Consider the following 24,708-nt stretch of genomic DNA (forward strand, 5'->3'; position numbering starts at 1 on the left):
ATATATATCTTTTTTCACACTAATTACAAAACGATTACATCCACAAAAGTTTATAAATACACTACAAGGTGTACATGAAAGGATTTTTAGGTAGAAATTCCTGATTTGAGTGTAATATATAACGTAATTAGGATGTAAAAAAGAGCTTGTTTTTTTAACTTCACTGTAACCTACAAGCTTTTTATAGGTGTTATAGTAGGAAATACAAATTAGTTGTAAAAAGTAAACTTATTTATTGACGGTTGAAATTACAAGCTAATTTATTAAATTTTAAAAATACAAACAATCTCTTAGGAGGATTATTAATAATGAAAAAAACAGTAATTGCATCAACATTAGCAGTAGGACTTGGCGTAACAGGAATAGCAGCAGGAAATTCAGCAGACGCTTCAGAACAAGGCGTTGACAAAGCACAATTAGCACAACAAGCGCAATCAAATCCAGAATCATTAAACGCGGCGCCTATTCAAGATGGTGCTTATAATATCAACTTTAACTATAATAATACAGATTATAGTTTCCAATCAGATGGTGAAAACTTTAGCTGGAGCTATGGTGAAGGTTCAGGCGAAGGATCTAATGCTTCATCAGAACAAGCTACAGACAATAGTTCACAACAAACTGCTGAGCAACCACAACAAGTAGAACAACCACAACAAACTGAGCAAGCTTCAACTGAACAACCAGTACAAGAAGCTGCACCACAAACTGAAGCAACACAACAACCACAACAAGAGGCAACAACACAATCTGCATCAAGCTCAAATGAATCTAGTTCAAACGAATCAAGTTCAAGTGAAGCTTCAGAAAGTTCATCATCAGGTGTTAATGCGCACTTACAACAAATCGCGCAACGTGAATCAGGTGGCGACATCCATGCTACAAATCCATCATCAGGTGCTTCTGGTAAGTTCCAATTCTTACAAAGTACATGGGATTCAGTAGCTCCAGCTGAGTATCAAGGTCAACCAGCTGCTTCAGCACCAGAATCAGTACAAGATGCTGCAGCGCAAAAACTTTATGATACAGAAGGCGCTTCACAATGGGTTACTGCATAAACTGTAAGTCATAATTTTAAAAATAAAGTATAAAAATTAAATTAACATGATAAATTTGGTCCCGGCTTCTTAATAAAGAAGTCGGGTTTTTTGTATAGTTAATTGTTGGTTTTAATTTTTAGGTAGGATATGGATTTTTGAATTTGTTCATTCAATTGAGTAAGAAATAAGATGACAATAGTACTAAGCAGCTTGGATTTTACTTTAATGTTTTTAATGGCATATCTTTGAATGATTAAATATGCAAATGGGTAATGATGTAGTAATACTTGGTTACATTTAGCTATAATAATTCAAATTAGGGAGTGATGATGAATATGAGAAAACTTATAGTATTTTTGCATAGTACGCTAGATGGTTTTGTAGAGGGTCCTAAAGGTGCAATGGACATCGGTTGGGTTGCCTATAATGAAGAATTGGAAAAATTTGCGGATAATGTACTGAGTAATACAGATACGATTGTTTGGGGACGTAAGACATATGAAATGATGTATGATTACTGGCCGACGGTACCATCTGATGAAAATGCAAATGAGCACGAATTGAATCATGCTCAATGGATTGAAAATGTTGAAAAAGTTGTATTTTCAAAAGCATTGAATCATGTAGAATGGAGTAACTCAAAATTGGTGAAAGATCATGTTGAAGAAGAAATTAATAAATTAAAACAGCAAGAAGGCGGAGATATTGTCGTGTTAGGCAGTCCAAGATTTGCACATTATTTAATGCAACTTAATTTAGTGGATGAATATAAAATAACAATATCGCCTACTTTAATAGGTAAAGGATTACCGTTATTTCAAAATATTCATGATAAAGTTGATCTCAAACTAATAAAGAGCGAGACATTTGAATCCGGTGCGTTAGGATTAAATTATCAAGTTTTAAATTAAATGAAAAGAGAGTAAATCGTTAACCAATATATTGAATCGGTTTGATGATGTTACTCTCTTTTTTCTATAGTAGTGAGATGGTTTTTACAGACGCTATCGTTTAATCATTACTCACCGTGATATGCTTTTTCTAAAGTAGCGATGTCGAATTTTTTCATTTTCAGAAAAGCTTCTGTGACACGTTTAAGTTGTTCAGGAGAATCATGTGCCATCATTTCATCCAGATGTTCAGGGACAATTTGCCAAGATACGCCAAATGGATCTTTTAACCAGCCACATTGTTCTGCTTCAGGGACAGTGGATAATTTCTCCCAATAGTCATCAATTTCACCTTGATCCTCTAAGGTAACCATAAGTGAAATGCCTTCATTAAACTGATAGCCTTAATCATAAGCACTATCCATGCATGTGAACCATTGATTTTCAATTTTAAAACGTGCATGCGCCAACTGAGAAGTTTTATTTGGTTCAAGACCCTCAGGATAATAGAATTTATCGCCTGGTTCACTATTTTTAAATACCTTTTTATAGAAATGGATGGCTTCTTCGGCACGTCCGACATTTTCATTCATAAACAATAGTGTGGGTTCTATGCGATGTGTAATAGGATCATTAGTGACTAATAATTGCCAAGATACATCGTACTGATCTTGTACCCATCCGTACCTTTCGCTAAAATCATATTGATTTAATGGCATGATTGCTTTTCCATTTTCAACTAATTTATTATAGACCGTTTCTAATAATTCAATTTCAGATTTTTTAAAGAGAACAGTGAATGAAATGGAAGGGTTTTTTACGAAATAAGGGCCAGCGTTGATAGCCATAAAACGAAAATTAAAGATATTAAAAATTAATTGTTGTGCATCTCCGGAAGGTGTATCTTGTAATGTGACTTTTTTAATAATTTCTGTTTCTGGGAAAACATTTTTATAAAAATCGACTGCTTGTTCAGCTTCAGTATCAAACCATAAATGTGGCACAATTTTTTGATTACGCATCATGTCATCTCCTGTATTTTTATATAGATGAACGTGAATTAAAATCCATAGCGAACAAGCTGAAACTAGTTGAGAAAATTGACGTATATGGTTTGGGCATTAGCTACAGTTTGGCACAACAATCAACTTTTAAATTTCAATCTATTGGTATCGAAAGTAATAGTTTCGATGGTATAAATGAACATTATATTTCTAATTTAAAAAATACGGATAAGAAAATAGCGATTTTGATATCAATTACTGGGCAAAATCCTACAATTATTGAAATAGCAAAGTATTTAAAAGCACGTGGTATATATACGATAGCTATTTCATCATCGATAAATACAGAATTAGGTCAAGTTTGTGATCAAATATTTAAATTTAGTGATGATAAATTGATTTTGAGTATGGAAGTATTACCAATTATTATTTCTGTACAATATGTCATAGATATTTTATTTTCAATATTATTAACACATAAATATGATCAAAACATTGAAACATCTTTAAATGTGATTAAAAATCCATTTGCATAAAATGAAATCTATTTTCATTTATGGATATTCAATAGTGATAAAAAATGAAAATAGCAATCAATTTCGCCCTCGCTTATGTAAGGGATTTCTTCGTTGTAGTTTCATCATTGTATATTGAAAAGGATATCCTACAGTATCTACTTTCTATAAATGGGGTGATGAAAATTGAATTATGACAATTTGGGAAAAGAAATTATTGATTTAGTTGGTGGAGAAAATAATATCTCATCATTAGAGCATTGTGCAACTCGCTTAAGATTTGTACTGAAAGATACAGATCAAGCAGATAATTCAAAAATAAATGAACTGCCTAAAGTTTTACAAGTCGTAGAACAAGGTGGGCAGTTTCAAATTGTTATTGGCAATGATGTTGCAAATGTATATGACGCAATTGTAAAAAATTACAGTATTGGTCAAACTTATGCTAAAGAAGAAAACGAATCAGGGAAACGTAACATTATAAATATCATATTTAGTTATATATCGGGAACGTTTTCTCCGCTATTACCTGCACTCGCAGGCTCTGGTATGTTGAAAGAATTAGTCGAAATACTAAAATCATTGAATTGGATTAACGACAAAGGTGCGACATTTGCGATTTTAAATGCAACATCAAACGCAGTTTTTTACTTTTTACCGATATTTATTGGTATGTCTGCTAGTAAAAAATTGAATGTGAATCCATATATAGGTGGTGTGATTGCAGCGTCGTTACTCGAACCATCGTTTACTAATCTCCTTAAATCAGAAGAAAATCTAACTTTTATAGGTCTGCCTTTGGTAGTTACTGATTTTGCTTCTACAGTGTTTTCATTATTAATTGCTATTGCCATCTATGCGCCACTTGAACGCTTGCTTAAACGATGGGTTCCAAAAGTATTGCAATTATTTTTAGTTCCTACGTTAAGCCTCATTATTATGGTGCCATTAACTGTTTTAGTATTTGGTCCTTTTAGTGAATATGTGAGCAGTGGCATCGGCATCGATTATATGCTTGGTTTTTCTAGAATATTAACTGGGGTTATCATCGCATCGGTTTGGCCATTCTTAGTAGTACTAGGTGTTCATTGGGGGTTAGTCCCTATCATGATAGATAACTTTGCTCATGGTGGAGATATACTCATAGCAATTACTGCTGCTTCTGTTTTTGCACAAATTGGAATTGCGTTTGGTGTCGTTTTACGTTCTCGAAGAAACAAAGATTTAAGATCACTATCTATAGGTACAACGTTATCAGGATTATTAGCAGGTGTTACTGAGCCTATTTTATATGGACTTATTTTATGGTATAAACGGCTCATACCTATTGTACTCGTTTCAGGTGCCATTGGCGGTGCTATAATAGCTATTTTTGATGTGCGAGTGACAACGTTTGTGTTAAATAATTTATTTACTATACCAGTATTTAAACCAATGTACGGCTACATTCTAGGTATTGCAATCGCATTGATTATTGGTACGATTTTAACATTTGTGTTCGGTTTTGAAGCTAAAAATAGTGAAAAACCTTTGGAAGCTAAAGAAAATACAAATAACTTGCAAGAAGGTGTATCGACAATGATATTTGCACCCTTATCAAGAGAAATTGTAAAACTGGAAAATGTGCCAGACCCAGTATTTTCAACCGAAGCAATGGGTAAAGGGATTGCTATTGAACCTGAAAACGATACGGTTTTATTTATGTGAATCGTTATGATAATTTCGAGGGCACTTTCGAGAGGTATAGAAAGAAAAGTTTTTACTGGTATCAAAATGTGATTAAAACAAACGGCAATAGCTTAATAAGCAAATAAATAGTTAATGAAAAAGAGTTTCAAATAATTATCTCAAATGATCAAATTAGTGAAATATAATTTCTAAATGAGACGATGAGAACATTTAAATCATGATTAAGGGTAGAAAATAATAGTACAATTGATGGAGGGATTTTAACGAGTAAAACAATTAGATTAATCGCACCAGATTGGCAATCAGGAGGTAGAGCAGCCTATTATCATGGGGGCACACTTATTAAACTGGTTAATTCCTAATGATTCTAACCAAGAAGCGTTTGAGATTAAAGTCGAAGAACCAGATGAAGACGCATTAGAATTAGAAAATGGTGTATACGGGCAGTCTCAAATAATAAATAATGTAAAGCAAGCACAAGATATTTTAAATCAAGAACAACCAGATAAAGTAGGTACTTTAGGCGGCAATTGTATGGTCTCACAAGCACCTTTTGATTATTTAAATCAAAAATATGGTGATGAACTCGGTATTGTTTGGATTGATACACATCCAGATATTTCATATCCTAAAGACATTACAAATGAACACGCCATGGTTGTAGCTAATTTACTTGGTGAAGGCGATAGTGAAATGTCGAAATTGGTTAACGCACCATTAAAAACTAATCAATTTTTATACGTAGGTTTACAAGAATTATTAGATTTTGAAGCGGAAAATCTAGAAAAATTAAATTTTGATTATAAAGTACAAGGCACAGAAAGTTATAATTATGAAGAAATACAACAATGGATTAAGGAAAATAACTTTTCGAAAATAGCCATCCATTTTGATATTGATGTCTTGGATCCAAATGAGTTTCGTGCCACTTACTTTGCGGAACCTCACATTGAATCGTTCCCAGCAGCAGCTGGACAAATGTCCTTGTCGCATTTAAATGACATACTAAAAGGCATTTCAGAAAATAATGATATTGTAGGCTTTACTGTAGCAGAGTACATGCCATGGGATGAAATCAATCTGAAAAATACATTGAAAGATTTGAATATATTCCATTAAATAAAAAGAACCGTTGCTATTCAATATAGCAGCGGTTCTTTTATAGTTATTTAACTAATTCTTTAAAATTTTCTAAGCGTTTCGCTTTTTCTTCATCGCTAATGTTATGTTTTTTTACATAACGGTTATTTTCGTGTTTTGCACACTCATGTGAGCAAGCGCCTAAATAACGCGCTTCGTTTTCTTCTGATACAAGGATTTGTTTGTTACATTCAGGGTTACTACAATTGATATAACGTTCACAAGGCGTACCATCGAACCATTCTTTTCCTACTACAGTTTTATCTACATGATTCACTTCTACACTGATACGTTCATCGAATACGTACATTTTTCCGTCCCAGAATTCACCTTTTGTTTCAGGGTCTTTACCGTAAGTAGCAATGCCGCCTTCAAGTTGACTCACATCTTCAAAGCCTTCTTTTAGTAAGTAACCAGAGAATTTTTCACAACGAATACCACCAGTACAATACGTTACAATTTTTTTATCCATAAATTGCTCTTTATTTTCTTTAATCCAGTCAGGTAAATCTCTGAATCTTGTGATATCAGGACGAACTGCACCACGGAAGTGGCCTAAATCGTATTCATAATCGTTTCTAGCATCAATCACAACAGTATCATCTGATAATAATGCTTCTCTAAATTCTTTTGGTGACAAATAGTTACCCGTAAGTTCTCTAGGGTTTACATCATCTTCAAGGTCTAGAGCAACGATTTCTTGTCTAGGGCGAACATGCATTTTTTTGAAAGCGTGTCCTTCGGCTTCATCCACTTTAAAAGTAATCCCTTGGAATCTAGCATCGTTTTTTAATGCTTCCATATATTTATCGGTAGCTTCGACTGTACCAGAAACTGTCCCATTAATACCTTCAGTAGATACGAGAATACGACCTTTAAGTTCTAAGTCTTTACAAAATGCTAAATGCTCAGTTGCAAATAATTCAGGGTCATCGATTGTTGTATATTTGTAATATAATAATACTCTATAATCCATAATACTAATCTCCTTTTATTTCTTGTTCTTATAAATTTATATAAAATGTTGGTATCATTTTTTCGCTAATATAAAGTATGTGAGTATCTTCAATTTTAATAAGGTTTATTTATTTTTTGAGCGAAAGCATAAAATTATCATTATTACATTATAACAAAAAAGGGATATTATTCAATTTATTAATTTAAGTATCTTCATTATTTTTATTATATTAAGTAAAGATTTTTGATTAATGTAATAATAAATGCTCTCTACAAGTAAATCTTGAAGAGAGCAAGTTAATATCTATTATGATTTCTTTTTATTTGTAAATATTAATGCACCAATTAAGCTGATTGTGCTGATGGCAAAAATAACGTTCATGATAGATAATGTTTCGATAATAACGACATCTTTGCCGAGTCTCTCAAAAGCATTTTGTTGCATTTCTTTTTCTGAACTCAAATTACTTTCAGATCTTGTTTCTTTATTTTCAATATCTTCTAACATTCTTTCTTCTACTTTAGGCATAGAATTCCTCCTTATATTAATTTATTTTCCCTTTTTAAAAACAGTCAATCATATTGTGTGATGCTGAATTAAATAGAAGTGATTGAAAAAATAACGGTAAATTACTATACTCAAATGAGAATGAATATCATGAGGAGCGGATTGCAATGGAAACAGTATATTTAGCAGGTGGATGTTTATGGGGCGTACAAGCATTTGTAAAAACGTTACCCGGCGTTATCAATACTGAAGGTGGAAGAGCTAACGGTATTACGGATACGTTAGACGGTGAATATGATGGTTACGTGGAAGTAATTAGAACAGAATTCGACCCACAAAAAGTATCAGTAACAGATTTGATGGGTTATTTATTTGAAATTATTGACCCATATAGTGTGAATAAACAAGGTCAAGATGTAGGCTTAAGATATAGAACTGGATTATACAGTGAAGATGAGAAACATTTAAAAGAGGCTCAACAATTCATAGATGGCATTGAGGACCATCACCTTATTGCTACTGAAGTATTACCACTAACGAATTATGTAAGAAGTGCAGAAGAAAACCAGGATCGCTTATCAAGATTTCCAGATGATTATTGTCACTTACCTAAAGAACTTGTTTATAAGTATAAATAAAAAACAAACCCCTTTTCTAAATGATTCCTACATAAGTAAGAATTTTAGAAAAGGGGTTTTGTGTGTGATTTATTTAAAGAAACCTAAAACAAAGTCTACACCTTTAGCTAAAACATCTGCGATACTAACGCCCATTGTTGCCCAGTCGTGTGCTAATCCTACGTTTACTGCATTACCAATTGCTTCTACGATTCCTGTCATGTGAGACACTCCTTTATTTTGAAAAATTTAAATTAAAACTTGCGCTTTAATTCGTTAAACACAATATATATCTTTTTGTTAATTAATTGTGTAAAAATGCCTAACTCACTATTTTTTTATGCCTAAGTGTAATAATAGTTTTTTTATAGGAATTGTTAAAAATAAATAAAAAATTTAAATTTTTGTAAAGACTTAAATGTTGTGTGGAAACGTCTGGAAGAATATGCAATATTGTAATTGATTGGGCTATATAAAATTTAGGAGGCGATTGAGTATGAATCAATTGGTTAAGGTAACATTAGCAACTGGATTAGCACTGAGCACAATGGTTGGCACAACGAATAGCATGACATCAAACTCAACTTTTATTGCACATGGATCAGAAAATATTGATTATCAAGTAAATGGTTATACTACTGACGCAAATGACTTTATATTGGAGCCATAATTTATTGAAGCCGTAAAAAATAATAACTTCGTGATTAACGGTTATAATATTACTGGAAACGAACAACAAGAGAGTTCGATGATTGATATATATGATCAAATCATTGCAAAGACAGGGGAGCAAACAGCTTCAATGGTAGATTTTGAAGTGAAGAAGGGTGCAGTATCGAAGGAAGCTTTAATTGAGCAATATGGTCAACCTATTGAAAAGCCATTTGAAAGTGCTCAAGGATTTGATTATAGATATCATATTGGAGATAACATAGTTCAATATATTGTTGAAGATGGTTATGTGAAAGATGTACAAATTAATGCAGAAAATGAATAAATAACAGACGATTCAAAAAAGCACAATGCTACTTATAATGGCATTGTGCTTTTATTATATGTTTTATTAACCTAATAAAGAATCAGGTATAATTTTATGGATAATGGCAGATAGTTCTTCTGGGGTTTCTTGTTGACCATTATTGACCCATTCTTGAATAATACCAAATATAGCATTACTCAAGAAAACTACAAAATAGTGTCGTTCTTTTTCACTAAAATGGGATTTTTTTGTGTATGGGAAAACATTCTTTTCCGCATTATATTGTAATGTTTTTTTTAGTTGATTTTGAACGTCAGGTGATCCATTATTCGAAATGAGCAACAATAAAAGCTCGGCTTCATTATTCCAAAAGTTAATTATATGATAATACAACAAATGACGTTCACTTTGTAATAAACTTTGAACTCTTTTGCTGCCTTCTTTTGTAATTTCAAATTGATATTGTTCCACTAAATCAAACTTGTCTTTGTAATGTAAATAGAAAGTGCCTCGACTAATGCCAGCTACTTCACATATATCTTTAACTGAAATATCATCATACTTTTTATGCTTCAACAGCGTTATTAATGCCTTTCTGGTATTTCTTTTTGTTTTTAATATACGCGAATCTGTCATCATTTCTTCATTCAATTAAACTCACTCCAAATATTAATAGACATATATTTTATTATGTTCATTAACGGTTATTTTTCCATTGCTTTTGCAAAGTAGAGGTATATAATCGCATTATGAACGATAATTGACACTGTGTCTAATAAGGAGGCTTTATATGTCTGAACTTGTAGCCAAATTGACAAATGCAACTAAATATTATGGTAAGAAGAAAGTTTTAGATCATATCGATATAGAGTTATCATCTGGAAAAATATTAGGACTTATCGGGCCAAGTGGTTCTGGCAAAACAACTACAATTAAATGTCTCATGGGTATGGAGAAATTAGATGAAGGTTATGCTCAAATTTTTGATACTGAAATACCAGATCGTAAAATTTTAAATGAAATCGGTTATATGGGCCAAAGTGATGCATTATATGAATCACTGACTGCACATGAAAATTTAGTCTTTTTTGGTAATTTAATGGGCTTAAAAGGAGAGAAATTAAAGCAAGCTATAGCGACTAATATGAAACTTGTGAATTTAGAAGGAGAATTAAACAAAATTGTTAATACTTTTTCTGGTGGGATGAAACGTAGATTATCATTAGCTATTACATTACTTGCGAATCCAAACCTTATTATTTTAGATGAACCTACAGTAGGCATAGATCCAAGTCTAAGAAGAGATATATGGAAGCAGTTAAAACATTTAACTAAAAAAGGAAAATCAGTGATTGTGACTACACATGTTATGGGGGAAGCTGAACGCTGTGATTATATAGGTTTAATTGTAGAAGGACGATTATTTATTATGGGTACGCCACAAGAACTAAAAGATAAATTTGGCGTAGATTCTATAGAAGAAGTATTTATTAAAGCTGAAGCGGAGGTGCAATCATGAGATTCAAAGCAGTGTTCATAAGAGTGATTAAAGAATTATTAAGAGACAAAAGAACTTTGGCGCTCATGTTATTTGCACCAATCCTAGTATTAACATTATTATATTTTGTATTCGATACAAATTCAGAAACTGATTTAAAAATAGGCATCGATGACAATGTACCCCAAAAAATTGTGAATGCATTACCTTCAGATAAAGTAGATATAGAAAAAATAAAATCGCCCGATTCTATAAAAGATACGATCGTAAATACTAAATTAGATAGTTACATTACGAAAAATGGTTCTAATTTAGAGGTCACATATGCAAATGAAGATCCTAGTAAAACAGGTTCAACAAAACAATTACTTGGTAGCGCGATACAACAAAATAAGATGCAAGATATGATGAAAATCGTTGAAAAAATACCGAATAATATGAAACAAAAAAATGCACAACAAGATGAAAATGTTAAATTAGATAATCATTATTTATATGGAGATGAAGATAGCACTTATTTTGATAAAATGTTTCCGATATTAATTGGTTTCTTCGTATTTTTATTTGTGTTTTTAATATCAGGCATTGGATTATTACGAGAACGTACAAATGGAACATTAGAGCGCTTATTAGCTACATCCGTTAAACGTAGTGAAATCGTATTTGGTTATTTAGCTGGCTATGGATTGTTTGCAATTCTCCAAACACTACTGATTGTATTTTATGCGATTCTCATATTAAACATTGAAGTGGCAGGTAGTATTTGGTGGGTACTATTAATCAATATTTTAATTGCATTAGCTGCGTTAGCGATGGGAATCTTCGTATCAACATTTGCAAATTCAGAATTCCAAATGATCCAATTTATTCCAATTGTAGCAATACCACAAGTTTTCTTTTCAGGTATTATTCCTCTTGAAAATATTGATGATTGGGTCAGTGTGATAGGCTATTTGTTTCCATTACGCTATGCTGGGGATGCATTGACCAATATTATGATCAAAAGCCAAGGATTCGAATTTATTTGGTTCGATATTGGTATTCTGTTCGTATTTATTTTCGTATTTACAGTGCTTAATATTGTAGGTCTTAAGCGTTATAGAAAAGTTTAGACCAAACGATAAAAAGGTAAATTTATTAAATTATATTCAATTAAAGCTTCTTTTTAAGTACACACTTTAGGGTGATAACTTAAAAAGAAGCTTTTTCTATAGCAAAAATTTTTGAAAACGAGACAAAATTAAATTTATTGACGGTAAGAAATAAAATTCACAGAAATGATACAGATACAATTAAATTCAGTGTGAAAGCGATTGTGGGTTATTGGTTTTCTATTGATTTTAATAAACTAAAGCATAATATTCTTGTGTAATTATAAAATATTATGGAATTATTTTGTACTATTAGGTAAAATAAGAAATGTATTGTGATAAAAGGACATAAAGTACAATAAAAATCAACTAGAAATTTAGGTTAGTAAATTAGGAGGAACATATGAACAAAAACAAGAAAAGACATCGATTTGATTTCTTGCCTAATCGATTAAATAAATATTCTATACGTAAATTTACAAATGGTATCGCTTCAGTATTAATTGGATCAACGATATTGTTAGGTGCAGTAATTGATAAAGAAGCGGATGCAGCGGAACAGCAACCAACATCAGAAGTATATGGACAGACTGATAATAATTACAAAAGCGAATCAAACAAGTCCAATTCAGTACAACATGATGAAGAAAGAACAAACATAATTAATGATAATGACGAGGCTAACTATTCTAATCATAGTGAGATACCAATCCACGATAAATCTAGTGAGTATGACCAAAAGCCTATAAATGAGCAAGATACGTCAAATCATCATGAAAGTCATTTGAATCAAAATGCTACTGAAAATCATGTAAAAGAAGAAAGTAAAGAAGTATCAACAGAAGAAGAGTCAATAGAAGACAGAAAAACTGAAGAAAGCACAACCGAAGAAAGTAAAGCTGTAGAAGAAGCAAACAAAGAAAATACAACTGAAAAAAATGATGAAGGCAGCTTAGATTTAGAAAAAGAGAAAGATACATATAAAGATGAAAAAGATAACGGCAAAAAGAAAAATGAATTAGAAAGCCATAATCACCGTATCGAAAATAAAGTAGAAGATAACGTCTATAAAAATAACAAAGAAACAAATTTAGAGTCTAAAAATGAAAATGTTAATAAAGATGATAAAGTTAACACTTCAAGTAGTACCTCTATTGAAAAACCTGAAGATAATGCAACCCGCTCAAATTTAATAAACTCAGTAAATCACTCTTTAAAGCAATTAGATAATGCTAAAAATAACACAGAAAAGCAATCTCTATTAGAAAATTATTACCAAACACATACGAATGCTACAGCTAGTGATGCAAAAAAAGCTATTGAAAAATTAAACATTGATTTTACTAAACAAAATTCAGATCAATTAATCGCATTATTATTAATTGAACTAGCTAATCAAATGGATAAAGATAAAGTACAAGCCAATGTGCCTGCTTCAAAGCGTGCGGAAACAAATAACGAAAGTTTAAGTATTGAAACGAATACTACGAATATTGAAAAAACTTTAGCTAAACCATCTACAAGTAAATTTAGATCTGCAAATACAAGAGCAACGAATGTAGTTAATTATGCAGCTAATCAGAGTGGTAGAAATGTTAACCATTTAGTCTTTGCAAACACTTCATATGAAATACTAGGTGGCGGTAAGAAATACAATCAAGTATTTATGACTATGGATGGTAAGTTGAAAATTAAGATTGACTATACGGTAGATGACTCCGTGGTTGAAGGAGATTATTTTACAGTTGATTTCGGTAAATATATACATCCAGGTACATCAAGAAAACCGTATCGAGTAAATAACATACATGATGCTAATGGGAGAACAATCGCTATTGGATCATATGATAGTGCAACGAATACTGCGAAATATACCTTCACAAATTATGTGGATATTTATAATAATGTGAGAGGATCTTTTAGTTTATTAAGTTGGCCATTTAAAGAATTAGTTACTACTGATAAACAGAGTGTCCCAGTAGGCATTACTGTTGCTGGAGAGGATTATACTCAAAATGTCATATTCAATTATGGTAATAGAACGGTACCAGTTATTTCAGATATAAATTATTTGACGAAGGACTTTGCTGAATTTACAACTTATATAAATCAAAATAGAGCATTTAATACAGGATCAAAAGTTAGGTTAAGTGGCCAAGGATTCAAATTTACATCTCCTGATGAGATTGAGGTTTATAAAGTATTAAATAACTCACAATTCAGAGATAGTTTCTCACCAGATTATGCAAACTTAACGCAAGTTAGAAATCCTAAAATCATTATAAATAGTGATGGATCAGCAACTGTAGACCTGGGGGATATTGGAACACTTGGTTATATAATAAGAAGTAAACCAAACACGCTACCTGACTTTTCGGGGATTGGTGTATTAAAATCAGAATACACATTTACTAATAATAAAAACCAAAGAGACACACGAGCACACGCAAGTAGCATTCAGTTTGTCAGAGCAGAACTTGCTGGATTCGGTGGATTCGGTGGTTATGTATGGTTTGATAAGAATAATGACGGTGTTCAGAATGATTCGAACGCAACTGCAGCTGGCATTACTGTGAATTTACTTGACCCAACTGGTATACGTTTAGCCACAACGACTACTGATATAACAGGACACTACAATTTTGATAATTTAACAAATGGTAATTATCTTGTGGAATTCGTAATGCCAGAAGGATATATTCCTACACAAGCGAACAACACTGTAGATGACAAAGATTCAGATGTAGTTTTTGAGAATGGAAGATACATTGCACACGTTACTATTAAAGATGCTGACAATATGACGATAGATGCTGGTTTAGTTTCTGACACAACTTCGGAATCACTAAGCTTATCTGAGTCGCTAAGCACTTCACAATCATTGAGTTTGAGCCATTCACTATCGCTAAGTGAAAGTGAATCACTAAGTGAGAGCGAGTCATTAAGTACGAGTGAATCGTTGAGTGCCAGCGAATCGTTAAGTGAGAGTGAATCATTAAGCGAGAGCGAATCGTTAAGTGAGAGCGAATCGTTAAGTGAGAGCGAATCATTGAGTGCCAGCGAGTCATTAAGCGCGAGTGAGTCATTAAGTGCCAGTGAGTCATTAAGTGATAGCGAATCGTTAAGTGAGAGTGAATCATTAAGTACGAGTGAGTCATTAAGTGAAAGTGAGTCATTGAGCGAAAGTGAATCACTGAGTGAGAGTGAATCATTGAGTGCCAGTGAGTCATTAAGTGAGTCTGAATCATTGAGTGAAAGTGAATCGTTGAGCGCAAGCGAATCATTGAGCACAAGTGAGTCATTGAGTGAGAGTGAATTATTGAGTGAGAGCGAATCATTAAGCGCGAGTGAGTCATTAAGCGAATCTGAGTCGTTAAGTGCCAGTGAATCAATAAGTGCCAGTGAATCTTTAAGCGAGTCCGAATCATTGAGCACAAGCGAATCATTGAGTGCCAGTGAGTCATTGAGTGAAAGCGAGTCGTTAAGCGAAAGCGAATCATTGAGTGCCAGTGAATCATTGAGTGAGAGTGAATCACTGAGTGAGAGCGAGTCATTGAGTGATAGCGGATCATTGAGCGAGAGCGAATCATTAAGTGAGAGCGAATCATTAAGTGAGAGCGAATCATTAAGCACGAGTGAATCACTAAGTGAAAGTGAATCACTAAGTGAGAGCGAGTCATTAAGTACGAGTGAATCATTGAGCGAAAGTGAATTACTGAGTGAGAGCGAATCGTTGAGTGAAAGTGAGTCGTTAAGTGAGAGTGAATCATTAAGCGATAGCGAATCGTTAAGTGAAAGCGAGTCATTAAGCGAAAGTGAATTATTGAGTGAAAGTGAGTCGTTAAGTGAAAGTGAATCAATAAGTGCCAGTGAATCATTAAGTGAGAGCGAGTCATTAAGTGCAAGTGAGTCATTGAGTGCCAGTGAGTCATTAAGCGCAAGTGAATCATTGAGTGAAAGCGAATCGTTGAGTGCCAGTGAGTCATTAAGCGCAAGTGAGTCATTAAGCGAGTCCGAATCGTTGAGCGATAGCGAATCACTGAGTGAGAGCGAATCGTTAAGTGAGAGCGAATCATTGAGTACCAGCGAGTCATTAAGCGCGAGTGAGTCAATAAGTGCAAGTGAGTCATTAAGCACAAGCGAATCATTAAGCACGAGTGAGTCGTTAAGTGAAAGCGAATCATTGAGTGAAAGTGAGTCATTAAGTGAGTACGAATCAATAAGCGCGAGTGAGTCAATAAGTGCCAGTGAGTCATTAAGTGCCAGTGAATCGTTGAGTACGAGTGAATCATTAAGTGAAAGCGAATCATTAAGCGAGTCAGAGTCATTAAGCGAATCTGAGTCGTTAAGTGCCAGTCAATCATTGAGTGAGAGCGAATCGTTAAGTGAAAGTGAATCATTGAGCATAAGTGAATCAATAAGTGCCAGTGAGTCATTAAGTACGAGTGAATCGTTAAGTACGAGTGAGTCATTAAGTGAGAGTGAATCATTAAGTACGAGTGAGTCATTGAGCGAGAGCGAATCATTAAGTGAGAGCGAATCATTAAGCACGAGTGAGTCGTTAAGCACGAGTGAGTCATTAAGTGCCAGCGAATCATTGAGTGAAAGCGAGTCATTGAGTGCCAGTGAATCTTTAAGTGCAAGTGAATCATTGAGCACAAGTGAGTCATTGAGTGAGAGTGAATCGTTGAGTGAGTCTGAATCGTTGAGCGCAAGTGAATCGTTAAGTGAGAGTGAGTCATTGAGCGAGTCCGAATCGTTAAGTGAGAGCGAATCATTGAGTGGAAGCGAGTCGTTAAGTGGATCTGAATCGTTGAGCGCAAGTGAATCAATAAGTGAAAGTGAATCAATAAGTGAGAGTGAATCATTAAGCGCAAGTGAGTCATTAAGTGAGAGTGAATCAATAAGTGAAAGTGAGTCATTAAGTGAGTCCGAATCAATAAGCGCGAGCGAGTCATTAAGCACAAGCGAATCATTAAGCACGAGCGAGTCGTTAAGTGAAAGCGAATCGTTAAGTGAGAGTGAATCATTGAGCACAAGCGAATCATTAAGACAGAGTGAATCGTTAAGCGCGAGCGAATCGTTGAGTGCCAGTGAATCACTGAGTGAGAGCGAGTCATTAAGTGCCAGTGAGTCATTGAGTGAGAGCGAGTCATTAAGTACGAGTGAATCATTGAGTGCCAGCGAATCGTTGAGTGCTAGTGAGTCATTGAGTGAGAGTGAATCGTTAAGCGAGAGTGAATCAATAAGTGAGAGCGAATCGTTGAGTGAGTCCGAGTCATTAAGCAAAAGCGAATCAATAAGTGAGAGCGAATCATTAAGTGAGAGCGAATCGTTGAGTGAGTCCGAGTCATTAAGCGAAAGCGAATCAATAAGTGAGAGCGAATCGTTGAGTGCAAGTGAATCATTAAGTTCCAGCGAGTCAATAAGTGAGTCTGAATCATTGAGCGAAAGCGAGTCAATAAGTGAAAGCGAATCATTAAGCGCAAGTGAGTCATTAAGTGAGTCCGAATCAATAAGCGCGAGCGAGTCATTAAGTGCCAGTGAGTCATTGAGTGCCAGTGAGTCATTAAGCGCCAGTGAATCATTGAGTGAGAGTGAATCACTGAGTGAGAGCGAGTCATTAAGCGCAAGTGAGTCATTGAGTTTAAGCGAATCATTAAGTGAGAGTGATTCATTAAGCGAAAGCGAATCAATAAGTGAGAGCGAATCGTTGAGTGAGTCAGAGTCATTAAGCGAGTCCGAATCATTGAGCGAGAGCGAATCATTAAGTGAGAGCGAATCATTAAGTGAGAGCGAATCATTAAGCACGAGTGAATCACTAAGTGAGAGTGAGTCATTAAGTGAGAGTGAGTCATTAAGTGAGAGTGAGTCAATAAGTGAGAGCGAGTCATTGAGTGATAGCGGATCATTGAGCGAGAGCGAATCATTAAGTGAGAGCGAATCATTAAGTGAGAGCGAATCATTAAGCACGAGTGAATCACTAAGTGAAAGTGAATCACTAAGTGAGAGCGAGTCATTAAGTACGAGTGAATCATTGAGCGAAAGTGAATTACTGAGTGAGAGCGAATCGTTGAGTGAAAGTGAGTCGTTAAGTGAGAGTGAATCATTAAGCGATAGCGAATCGTTAAGTGAAAGCGAGTCATTAAGCGAAAGTGAATTATTGAGTGAAAGTGAGTCGTTAAGTGAAAGTGAATCAATAAGTGCCAGTGAATCATTAAGTGAAAGCGAATCATTAAGCGAGTCAGAGTCATTAAGTGAGAGTGAGTCATTAAGCGAATCTGAATCGTTAAGTACGAGTGAGTCATTGAGCGAAAGTGAATCACTGAGTGAGAGCGAGTCATTAAGCGCAAGTGAGTCATTAAGCGCGAGTGAGTCATTAAGTGCAAGTGAGTCGTTAAGTGCAAGTGAGTCAATAAGTGCGAGTGAATCGTTAAGTGCAAGTGAGTCGTTAAGCGAAAGTGAATCATTAAGTACGAGTGAGTCATTAAGCGAGAGTGAGTCGTTAAGTGCAAGTGAATCGTTAAGTGAAAGCGAATCATTGAGTGAGAGTGAATCGTTAAGCGATAGCAAATCATTAAGCGCCAGTGAATCGTTAAGTGAAAGCGAATCGTTAAGTGAAAGCGAGTCGTTAAGCGAAAGCGAATCATTAAGCGCAAGTGAGTCATTAAGTGAGTCCGAATCAATAAGCGCGAGCGAGTCATTAAGTGCCAGTGAGTCATTGAGTGCCAGTGAGTCATTAAGCGCCAGTGAGTCATTAAGCGCCAGTGAATCATTGAGTGCAAGCGAATCGTTGAGTGCCAGTGAGTCATTAAGCGAGTCCGAATCGTTGAGCGATAGCGAATCATTGAGTGCTAGTGAGTCGTTAAGTGCCAGTGAATCAATAAGCGCCAGTGAGTCAATAAGTGAGAGCGAATCTTTAAGCGAGTCCGAATCATTGAGCGAGAGCGAATCGTTAAGTGAGAGTGAATCATTAAGTGAAAGTGAGTCGTTAAGTGGATCTGAATCGTTAAGCGCAAGTGAATCATTAAGCGCAAGCGAGTCATTGAGTGCCAGTGAGTCATTAAGTGCCAGTGAATCAATAAGTGAAAGCGAGTCATTAAGTGAGAGCGAGTCATTGAGCGAGTCCGAATCGTTAAGTGAGAGCGAATCATTGAGTGAAAGCGAGTCGTTAAGTGGATCTGAATCGTTGAGCGCAAGTGAATCAATAAGTGAAAGTGAATCAATAAGTGAGAGTGAATCAATAAGTGAGAGTGAATCATTAAGCGCAAGTGAGTCATTAAGTGAGAGTGAATCATTAAGTACGAGTGAGTCATTGAGCGAGAGCGAATCATTAAGTGAGAGCGAATCATTAAGCACGAGTGAATCGTTAAGCGAGAGTGAGTCGTTAAGCGAAAGCGAATCATTGAGTACGAGTGAGTCATTAAGTGAGAGCGAATCGTTGAGTACGAGTGAATCAATAAGTGAAAGTGAGTCATTGAGTGAGAGTGAATCGTTAAGTGAGTCAGAGTCATTAAGTGAGAGTGAGTCATTGAGTGATAGCGAATCATTGAGTACGAGTGAGTCATTGAGTGATAGCGAATCATTAAGCACGAGTGAGTCATTAAGTGAGAGCGAATCGTTGAGTGCCAGCGAGTCATTAAGTGAATCCGAGTCACTTAGTACAAGTGAATCAATAAGTGAAAGCGAATCTTTAAGTACGAGTGAGTCATTGAGTGAAAGCGAGTCATTAAGTGCCAGTGAGTCATTGAGTGAAAGTGAGTCATTGAGTGAAAGTGAGTCGTTAAGTGCCAGTGAGTCATTAAGTGAATCCGAATCATTAAGCGCAAGTGAGTCATTAAGTGAGAGTGAGTCATTGCGCGAGTCCGAATCGTTAAGTGAGAGCGAATCATTGAGTGAAAGCGAGTCGTTAAGTGGATCTGAATCGTTGAGCGCAAGTGAATCAATAAGTGAAAGTGAATCAATAAGTGAAAGTGAGTCGTTAAGTGCCAGTGAGTCATTGAGTGCCAGTGAGTCATTGAGTGCCAGTGAGTCATTGAGTGCCAGTGAGTCATTGAGTGAAAGTGAGTCATTGAGCGAAAGTGAATCAATAAGTAAAAGTGAGTCATTGAGTGAGAGTGAATCGTTAAGTGAGTCAGAGTCATTAAGCACGAGTGAGTCGTTAAGTGAAAGCGAGTTATTAAGCGATAGCGAATCATTGAGTGAGAGCGAGTCATTAAGTGCCAGTGAGTCATTGAGTGCCAGTGAGTCATTAAGTGAAAGTGAGTCAGAGTCATTAAGTGAGAGTGAATCAATAAGTGAAAGTGAGTCATTAAGTGAGTCCGAATCAATAAGCGCGAGTGAGTCATTGAGTGCCAGTGAGTCATTAAGTGCCAGTGAATCAATAAGTGAAAGCGAGTCATTAAGTGAGAGCGAATCATTAAGTGCCAGCGAGTCTTTAAGTGAATCCGAGTCACTTAGTACAAGTGAATCAATAAGTGAAAGCGAATCATTAAGCGAGTCAGAGTCATTAAGTGAGAGTGAGTCGTTAAGTAAATCTGAATCATTAAGCGAGAGCGAATCATTGAGTGAGAGTGAATCACTGAGTGAGAGCGAGTCATTAAGCGCAAGTGAGTCATTGAGTTTAAGCGAATCATTAAGTGAGAGTGATTCATTAAGCGAAAGCGAATCAATAAGTGAGAGCGAATCGTTGAGTGAGTCAGAGTCATTAAGCGAAAGCGAATCAATAAGTGATAGCGAATCATTGAGTGAGAGTGAATCATTAAGCGAGAGCGAATCGTTAAGTGCAAGCGAATCGTTAAGTGAAAGCGAGTCATTAAGTGCAAGTGAGTCGTTAAGCACGAGTGAGTCTTTAAGTGCCAGCGAATCATTGAGTGAGTCAGAGTCATTAAGTGAGAGTGAGTCACTAAGTGAGAGTGAGTCATTGAGCGATAGCGAGTCATTAAGTGAGAGTGAATCATTGAGCACAAGTGAATCATTAAGTGCCAGCGAGTCTTTAAGTGAATCCGAGTCACTTAGTACAAGTGAATCAATAAGTGAAAGCGAATCGTTGGGTGCCAGTGAGTCAATAAGTGAGTACGAATCATTAAATAGACACCTAAATAATGATGGAAACTATGAAAAAGAGAAAGATAAATTACCAGATACAGGTAATGAAGATAAACATAATGGGTTGATACCATTACTTACTGCGCTTGGAGGAATCATACTCCTTAGAAGACGTAGAAATAATGAAATTCAAGATAAATAAAAAAGAGCCTGCACTTTCAAAAATAGAAAGTGCAGGCTCTTATATTAATATTCTAATTTTTTGAACATTTTCAAACCTACTAAGTAGCAAATGACTGAGTACAATAGAGTTGTTAATATCATTAAACCTAGTTTTGTTAGTAAGTCTGAAGGCGTAATCGCATGATCATAACCATTTGGAAATAAATATTTGAGTCCATGAATCATTGGTGCGATAACCATAAACATAAGTAAAACAATAACGCTTAAAATATTAAATCCAGTAGACAATTTCATAGATAACATGACTGAAAAGCATATTGCAATTAAAGTAATGCAGAAAATACCGACGATACATAATATTGTACTGTAATTAGTTTCGTGAACATTCGATAAGAAAGCACCGGAAGCATAATCATATTGATGTATATACGTAAAATACAAAATTTCAGAAGACACAAATAATATTACATAATATATTATATACATAGAGAATAAGGCGACTAACTTTGAATTATATAGACGTATTCGGCTGATATCTTTATAAAAGATTAATCTACCAGATTCATATTCTTCAAAAAATAAATAACTGACAAAATATGTCATAAGAATCAATGGTACGGCAAATTGAGATTGTGCAAGTAAAATAACAAAATAAAATTCTAAACCAGAGAGTGAATTCGTCTCTCCTCCAATTTGCATAAAATTGGTAGGTAGTATAAGTGTGATTAAATATAAAAATGGATAAAGTGCTATTGCATAAAAGATAATTGCAGAGTTACGCGAAGATACTGTAGTGAAAATATTTTTAATTAACATATCATCATTTCCTTTCGAACTCATCGAAATATTGATATAAGTTATCTTGTTCATTAATCGTGTTTTCTAAAGTGTAGTATTTAACTAAATAATTTATGATTTCATTATACTCTTCAGAACCTGACTGCATGATAACTGCTTTTTCCTCAATATCTTTTATTGTAGAAAACAAATTGAGAAGTTCCTGACGATGTTCTGGATATATTTGTTCTTTTACTACAATTTTTATCAATTGTTCTTTATTGAAATCAATATTTTGGAGTTTTCCTTCTTTTAAAAGAACAAAGCGATCACAGACTTCTGCTAATTCATTTAATTGATGACTAGAAATAAGTAATGCGGTTCCTTTTTTACTAGCCCAAGTTCTTAACGAGTGAATGAGCGTATTAACACCGTCTGGATCCAGACCAACAAAAGGTTCATCCATAATAGCTATTTCAGGTTCATCAACTAAACACATAGCTAGTGATAAACGTTGTTTCATACCAAAAGAAAAATCTTTTACCTTTTTGCCATATGTATGTGATAAACCTACGAGATCTAATATATTATCGATATTTTTTAAGTACTGCGTTTTATGATTAACTTTTAAATAATAAGTTAAATTCTTTTTAGCTGAAAAGTGTTTGAAATGAACCGTATCAATCATGATACCTACATTTTTAAGTATATTATGATGTTGGAAAATATCTATGCCATTAAAAATATAGCACCTGAAGTAGGTCGTTTTGTTTTAGCAATCATTTTCATAAGTGTTGTTTTACCTGCGCCGTTTTTTCCAATTAAACCTACGACTTCTCCACGGTTTATGGTTAATGAAACACCGTCAATAACATTAAAATCGGCTCCTTTAAAACGTTTATAAAGGTCATCTATTTTTAACATAATGTCCTCCTTTGAACTAATAGAGTTTTAATGAAATTTATATGAATTGTTGATGTTACGCTTATATAAGTTAATTTTAACAACGAAAATGAATTTGTTCAATATAGTAAATAAGTTGTTTTATTAAAAATTTATGTATTCTACTTACAATTTAATTTATATATTTTTAGTTTATAGAAAAAGGGATTTACTAGATTTTTGAAATCGCAATTGACAATGATTTTTAAGGAGAGTATGATAGATAACGGTATAAGGGGTGTACTATTCAAAAGATATGATCTATCCCTCATCAATTTGAATAGTAAACAATAGCCTAAGGTGGATTTCATGCGTTCTTGGGTTTAATTTTAACCTAATAGTACACAGGGTGTACAATTTAAAAATAGGAAGGTAGAAGAAAATGTTTAATGAATTTAAATTTATTTTCAGAAATAAAATGTTAATCATAGCACTTATTGCAATAGCAGCTATCCCGCTATTATATGTTGCTTTATTCGTAGGTTCTATGTGGAGCCCATATGATAAGACAGATCAATTGAAAATTTCAATTGTAAACCAAGATCAAAGTGCAAAGCTAAATGGTGAAAAGGTTACAATAGGTGATGATGTTGTCGACAAATTAAAAGATAACGATAAATTTGATTTTCAAGAAGTTTCAAAAAAAGAGGCATTTAATCAATTAGAAAAAGGTAAAAGTGTAGGAACTATCATTATACCTAAAGATGCCTCTAGTAACGCTACGACATTATTAGATAAAAATCCTAAAAAAATAAATATTGAAACACAAGTCAATCCAGGGTCTAGTTATACTGGTAGTCAATCAGCACAAAAAGCAATTGATACGGTAACAAATTCAATTAAGGATAATATTCGTACCAATTATTTAGATCAATTATTTGCTAGTGCTAAAAAATCACAATCTGGATTCAAGGATACTTCAAATGCATTAGGTGACATGTCTGATGCAGAATCACAATTAATTGATGGTAATCAGCAAGTAACGGATGGATTGAAACAATTAGCACCAACAGTAGGACAACCTGCACAGCAATTAATTTCAGGCAATCAACAAGTCACAGATGGACTTAATCAATTGCAACAAAATAATGATCAATTAAAAGCGCAAATAGACCAATCTGTAGAGCAACAAGACGGCGTTGCTTTTGAAGGTGACAATGAAAAAGCGTTAAATAATGTAACGAAAGTAAATGAAAATAATGCTACAGAAGCCGATAAATATGGTGAAACAATCGTGCCTTATATGGCGAGTGTTAGTTTATTTGTAGGTGCTGTGTCATTTAGTGCAATATACCCACTGAGAAAAATGTTAACTAAAGATGTTACATCACTAAAACAAGCATTCGGTAAGTTATTATTGTATCTCGTACAAGGTGCGGTATCTGCGTTATTGATGAGTAGTTGGGCGATATTTGCACTTAATATGTCTATAGATAACATTGGTAAATTTATCTTAGTCGGATTGCTATGGGCAATTGCAGCAATTACTGTTACGACATTCTTAAGTTTATTATTAGATCGAATTGGTCTATTCATATCTATGGTTTTACTCATATTACAATTAAGTGCGAGTGAAGGTATGTTCCCAATAGAGTTATCAGCACAATTCTTTAGATGGATTCACCCATTCTCTCCAATGTCATATGCGATACAGGGTTATAGAGAAGCCATCTTTACAAATGCAGGACACTTTAACTTTGGATTTGTAGTAGCATTGCTCGTTGGTATTATTGTCATAATGATGATTTTACAATATTTAGTATTACTATGGTTTAACAAAAGACAACGTTTACCATTTTCAATAGAATTTAAATAAGTGCAATACGGAGG

Annotated in this window: 19 protein-coding genes and 2 pseudogenes; 13 read left to right on the forward strand and 8 right to left on the reverse strand. The window is 34.2% G+C overall.

Annotated features, from left to right (window positions below; all coding sequences use genetic code 11):
• The first annotated feature begins 308 nt into the window (after positions 1-308).
• Together ACM6UH_RS01630 and ACM6UH_RS01635 are read left to right on the forward strand one after the other, a co-directional pair.
• Positions 309-1,058: a transglycosylase family protein gene (locus tag ACM6UH_RS01630; RefSeq protein WP_061046312.1), complete on the forward strand. Its 750-nt coding sequence runs from the start codon at positions 309-311 to the stop codon at positions 1,056-1,058.
• 317 nt (positions 1,059-1,375) lie between these two features.
• Positions 1,376-1,951 carry a dihydrofolate reductase family protein gene (locus tag ACM6UH_RS01635; protein ID WP_069805312.1) on the forward strand — a complete coding sequence of 192 codons (576 nt, stop codon included), beginning with the start codon at positions 1,376-1,378 and terminating at the stop codon, positions 1,949-1,951.
• Positions 1,952-2,058: 107 nt separating this feature from the next.
• Here ACM6UH_RS01635 and ACM6UH_RS01640 read toward each other — a convergent pair.
• A pseudogene (locus ACM6UH_RS01640) lies at positions 2,059-2,955 on the reverse strand (VOC family protein).
• Between ACM6UH_RS01640 and ACM6UH_RS01645 the strand changes: the two are divergent.
• The 4 genes and pseudogenes from ACM6UH_RS01645 to ACM6UH_RS01660 all read left to right on the forward strand — a co-directional run bounded on the left by ACM6UH_RS01645 (position 2,928) and on the right by ACM6UH_RS01660 (position 6,257).
• Positions 2,928-3,470 carry a MurR/RpiR family transcriptional regulator gene (locus tag ACM6UH_RS01645; protein WP_002482069.1) on the forward strand — a complete coding sequence of 181 codons (543 nt, stop codon included), beginning with the start codon at positions 2,928-2,930 and terminating at the stop codon, positions 3,468-3,470. The pseudogene ACM6UH_RS01640 and the gene ACM6UH_RS01645 overlap by 28 nt on opposite strands.
• A gap of 180 nt (positions 3,471-3,650) precedes the next feature.
• On the forward strand, positions 3,651-5,156 hold the full coding sequence (locus tag ACM6UH_RS01650) for a PTS transporter subunit EIIC (RefSeq protein ID WP_225791781.1): 1,506 nt from the start codon (positions 3,651-3,653) through the stop codon (positions 5,154-5,156).
• Positions 5,132-5,263, forward strand: a pseudogene (locus ACM6UH_RS01655) (family 1 glycosylhydrolase); the annotation flags it as partial. The gene ACM6UH_RS01650 and the pseudogene ACM6UH_RS01655, both read left to right, overlap by 25 nt.
• Positions 5,264-5,465: 202 nt before the next feature.
• Complete coding sequence (locus ACM6UH_RS01660; RefSeq protein WP_048787543.1) at positions 5,466-6,257, forward strand: arginase family protein; 792 nt, start codon at positions 5,466-5,468, stop codon at positions 6,255-6,257.
• 46 nt (positions 6,258-6,303) lie between these two features.
• Here the strand turns inward: ACM6UH_RS01660 and ACM6UH_RS01665 are convergent, their stop codons facing one another.
• The gene (locus ACM6UH_RS01665; protein WP_002482073.1) at positions 6,304-7,254 is read right to left on the reverse strand and encodes a rhodanese-related sulfurtransferase; all 951 of its coding nucleotides are present in this window, start codon (positions 7,252-7,254) and stop codon (positions 6,304-6,306) included.
• A gap of 288 nt (positions 7,255-7,542) precedes the next feature.
• Entirely contained in the window at positions 7,543-7,764 is a 222-nt protein-coding gene (locus tag ACM6UH_RS01670) for a hypothetical protein (RefSeq protein WP_433911987.1), read from the reverse strand.
• A 146-nt stretch (positions 7,765-7,910) separates the two neighbouring features.
• Between ACM6UH_RS01670 and ACM6UH_RS01675 the strand changes: the two genes are divergently transcribed.
• Entirely contained in the window at positions 7,911-8,381 is a 471-nt protein-coding gene (locus tag ACM6UH_RS01675; protein ID WP_047504875.1) for a peptide-methionine (S)-S-oxide reductase, read from the forward strand.
• Between the two features lie 69 nt (positions 8,382-8,450).
• On the opposite strand, the gene ACM6UH_RS01680 is transcribed toward ACM6UH_RS01675, so the two are convergent.
• On the reverse strand, positions 8,451-8,582 hold the full coding sequence (locus tag ACM6UH_RS01680; protein WP_047504872.1) for a beta-class phenol-soluble modulin: 132 nt from the start codon (positions 8,580-8,582) through the stop codon (positions 8,451-8,453).
• 274 nt (positions 8,583-8,856) lie between these two features.
• On the opposite strand from ACM6UH_RS01680, the gene ACM6UH_RS01685 reads away from it, so the two are divergent.
• Complete coding sequence (locus ACM6UH_RS01685) at positions 8,857-9,030, forward strand: hypothetical protein (protein ID WP_232160382.1); 174 nt, start codon at positions 8,857-8,859, stop codon at positions 9,028-9,030.
• Positions 9,031-9,033: 3 nt separating this feature from the next.
• The gene (gene isaB / locus ACM6UH_RS01690) at positions 9,034-9,357 is read left to right on the forward strand and encodes an immunodominant staphylococcal antigen IsaB family protein (RefSeq protein ID WP_415844070.1); all 324 of its coding nucleotides are present in this window, start codon (positions 9,034-9,036) and stop codon (positions 9,355-9,357) included.
• Positions 9,358-9,423: 66 nt separating this feature from the next.
• Here the strand turns inward: isaB and ACM6UH_RS01695 are convergent, their stop codons facing one another.
• Positions 9,424-9,990, reverse strand: coding sequence for a TetR/AcrR family transcriptional regulator (locus tag ACM6UH_RS01695; protein WP_037537447.1), 567 nt, complete (start codon positions 9,988-9,990; stop codon positions 9,424-9,426).
• A gap of 139 nt (positions 9,991-10,129) precedes the next feature.
• On the opposite strand from ACM6UH_RS01695, the gene ACM6UH_RS01700 reads away from it, so the two are divergent.
• From ACM6UH_RS01700 to ACM6UH_RS01710, 3 genes are all read left to right on the forward strand, one after another.
• Positions 10,130-10,858, forward strand: a complete 729-nt coding sequence (locus tag ACM6UH_RS01700; protein WP_048787545.1) for an ABC transporter ATP-binding protein — start codon at positions 10,130-10,132, stop codon at positions 10,856-10,858.
• Positions 10,855-11,949 (forward strand): ABC transporter permease, encoded by a 1,095-nt coding sequence (locus ACM6UH_RS01705; RefSeq protein WP_069805308.1) that lies wholly within the window; start codon positions 10,855-10,857, stop codon positions 11,947-11,949. The genes ACM6UH_RS01700 and ACM6UH_RS01705 overlap by 4 nt, the downstream gene beginning before the upstream one ends.
• A gap of 382 nt (positions 11,950-12,331) precedes the next feature.
• Positions 12,332-21,178: an SdrD B-like domain-containing protein gene (locus ACM6UH_RS01710; protein ID WP_433911988.1), complete on the forward strand. Its 8,847-nt coding sequence runs from the start codon at positions 12,332-12,334 to the stop codon at positions 21,176-21,178.
• A 44-nt stretch (positions 21,179-21,222) separates the two neighbouring features.
• On the opposite strand, the gene ACM6UH_RS01715 is transcribed toward ACM6UH_RS01710, so the two are convergent.
• Genes ACM6UH_RS01715 through ACM6UH_RS01725 form a run of 3 tightly spaced genes read right to left on the reverse strand, consistent with a single transcriptional unit; the run spans position 21,223 to position 22,860 of the window.
• The gene (locus tag ACM6UH_RS01715) at positions 21,223-21,975 is read right to left on the reverse strand and encodes an amino acid transporter (RefSeq protein WP_047504862.1); all 753 of its coding nucleotides are present in this window, start codon (positions 21,973-21,975) and stop codon (positions 21,223-21,225) included.
• A 4-nt stretch (positions 21,976-21,979) separates the two neighbouring features.
• On the reverse strand, positions 21,980-22,624 hold the full coding sequence (locus ACM6UH_RS01720; protein WP_250644996.1) for an ATP-binding cassette domain-containing protein: 645 nt from the start codon (positions 22,622-22,624) through the stop codon (positions 21,980-21,982).
• A gap of 41 nt (positions 22,625-22,665) precedes the next feature.
• Positions 22,666-22,860: an ATP-binding cassette domain-containing protein gene (locus ACM6UH_RS01725; protein ID WP_251465530.1), complete on the reverse strand. Its 195-nt coding sequence runs from the start codon at positions 22,858-22,860 to the stop codon at positions 22,666-22,668.
• A gap of 400 nt (positions 22,861-23,260) precedes the next feature.
• Between ACM6UH_RS01725 and ACM6UH_RS01730 the strand changes: the two genes are divergently transcribed.
• Positions 23,261-24,694 carry a YhgE/Pip family protein gene (locus ACM6UH_RS01730; protein ID WP_047504860.1) on the forward strand — a complete coding sequence of 478 codons (1,434 nt, stop codon included), beginning with the start codon at positions 23,261-23,263 and terminating at the stop codon, positions 24,692-24,694.
• The last annotated feature ends 14 nt before the right edge of the window (positions 24,695-24,708 follow it).

The sequence above is a fragment of the Staphylococcus sp. LKG4-2 genome (assembly GCF_050955665.1).
Taxonomy (GTDB): domain Bacteria; phylum Bacillota; class Bacilli; order Staphylococcales; family Staphylococcaceae; genus Staphylococcus; species Staphylococcus saprophyticus.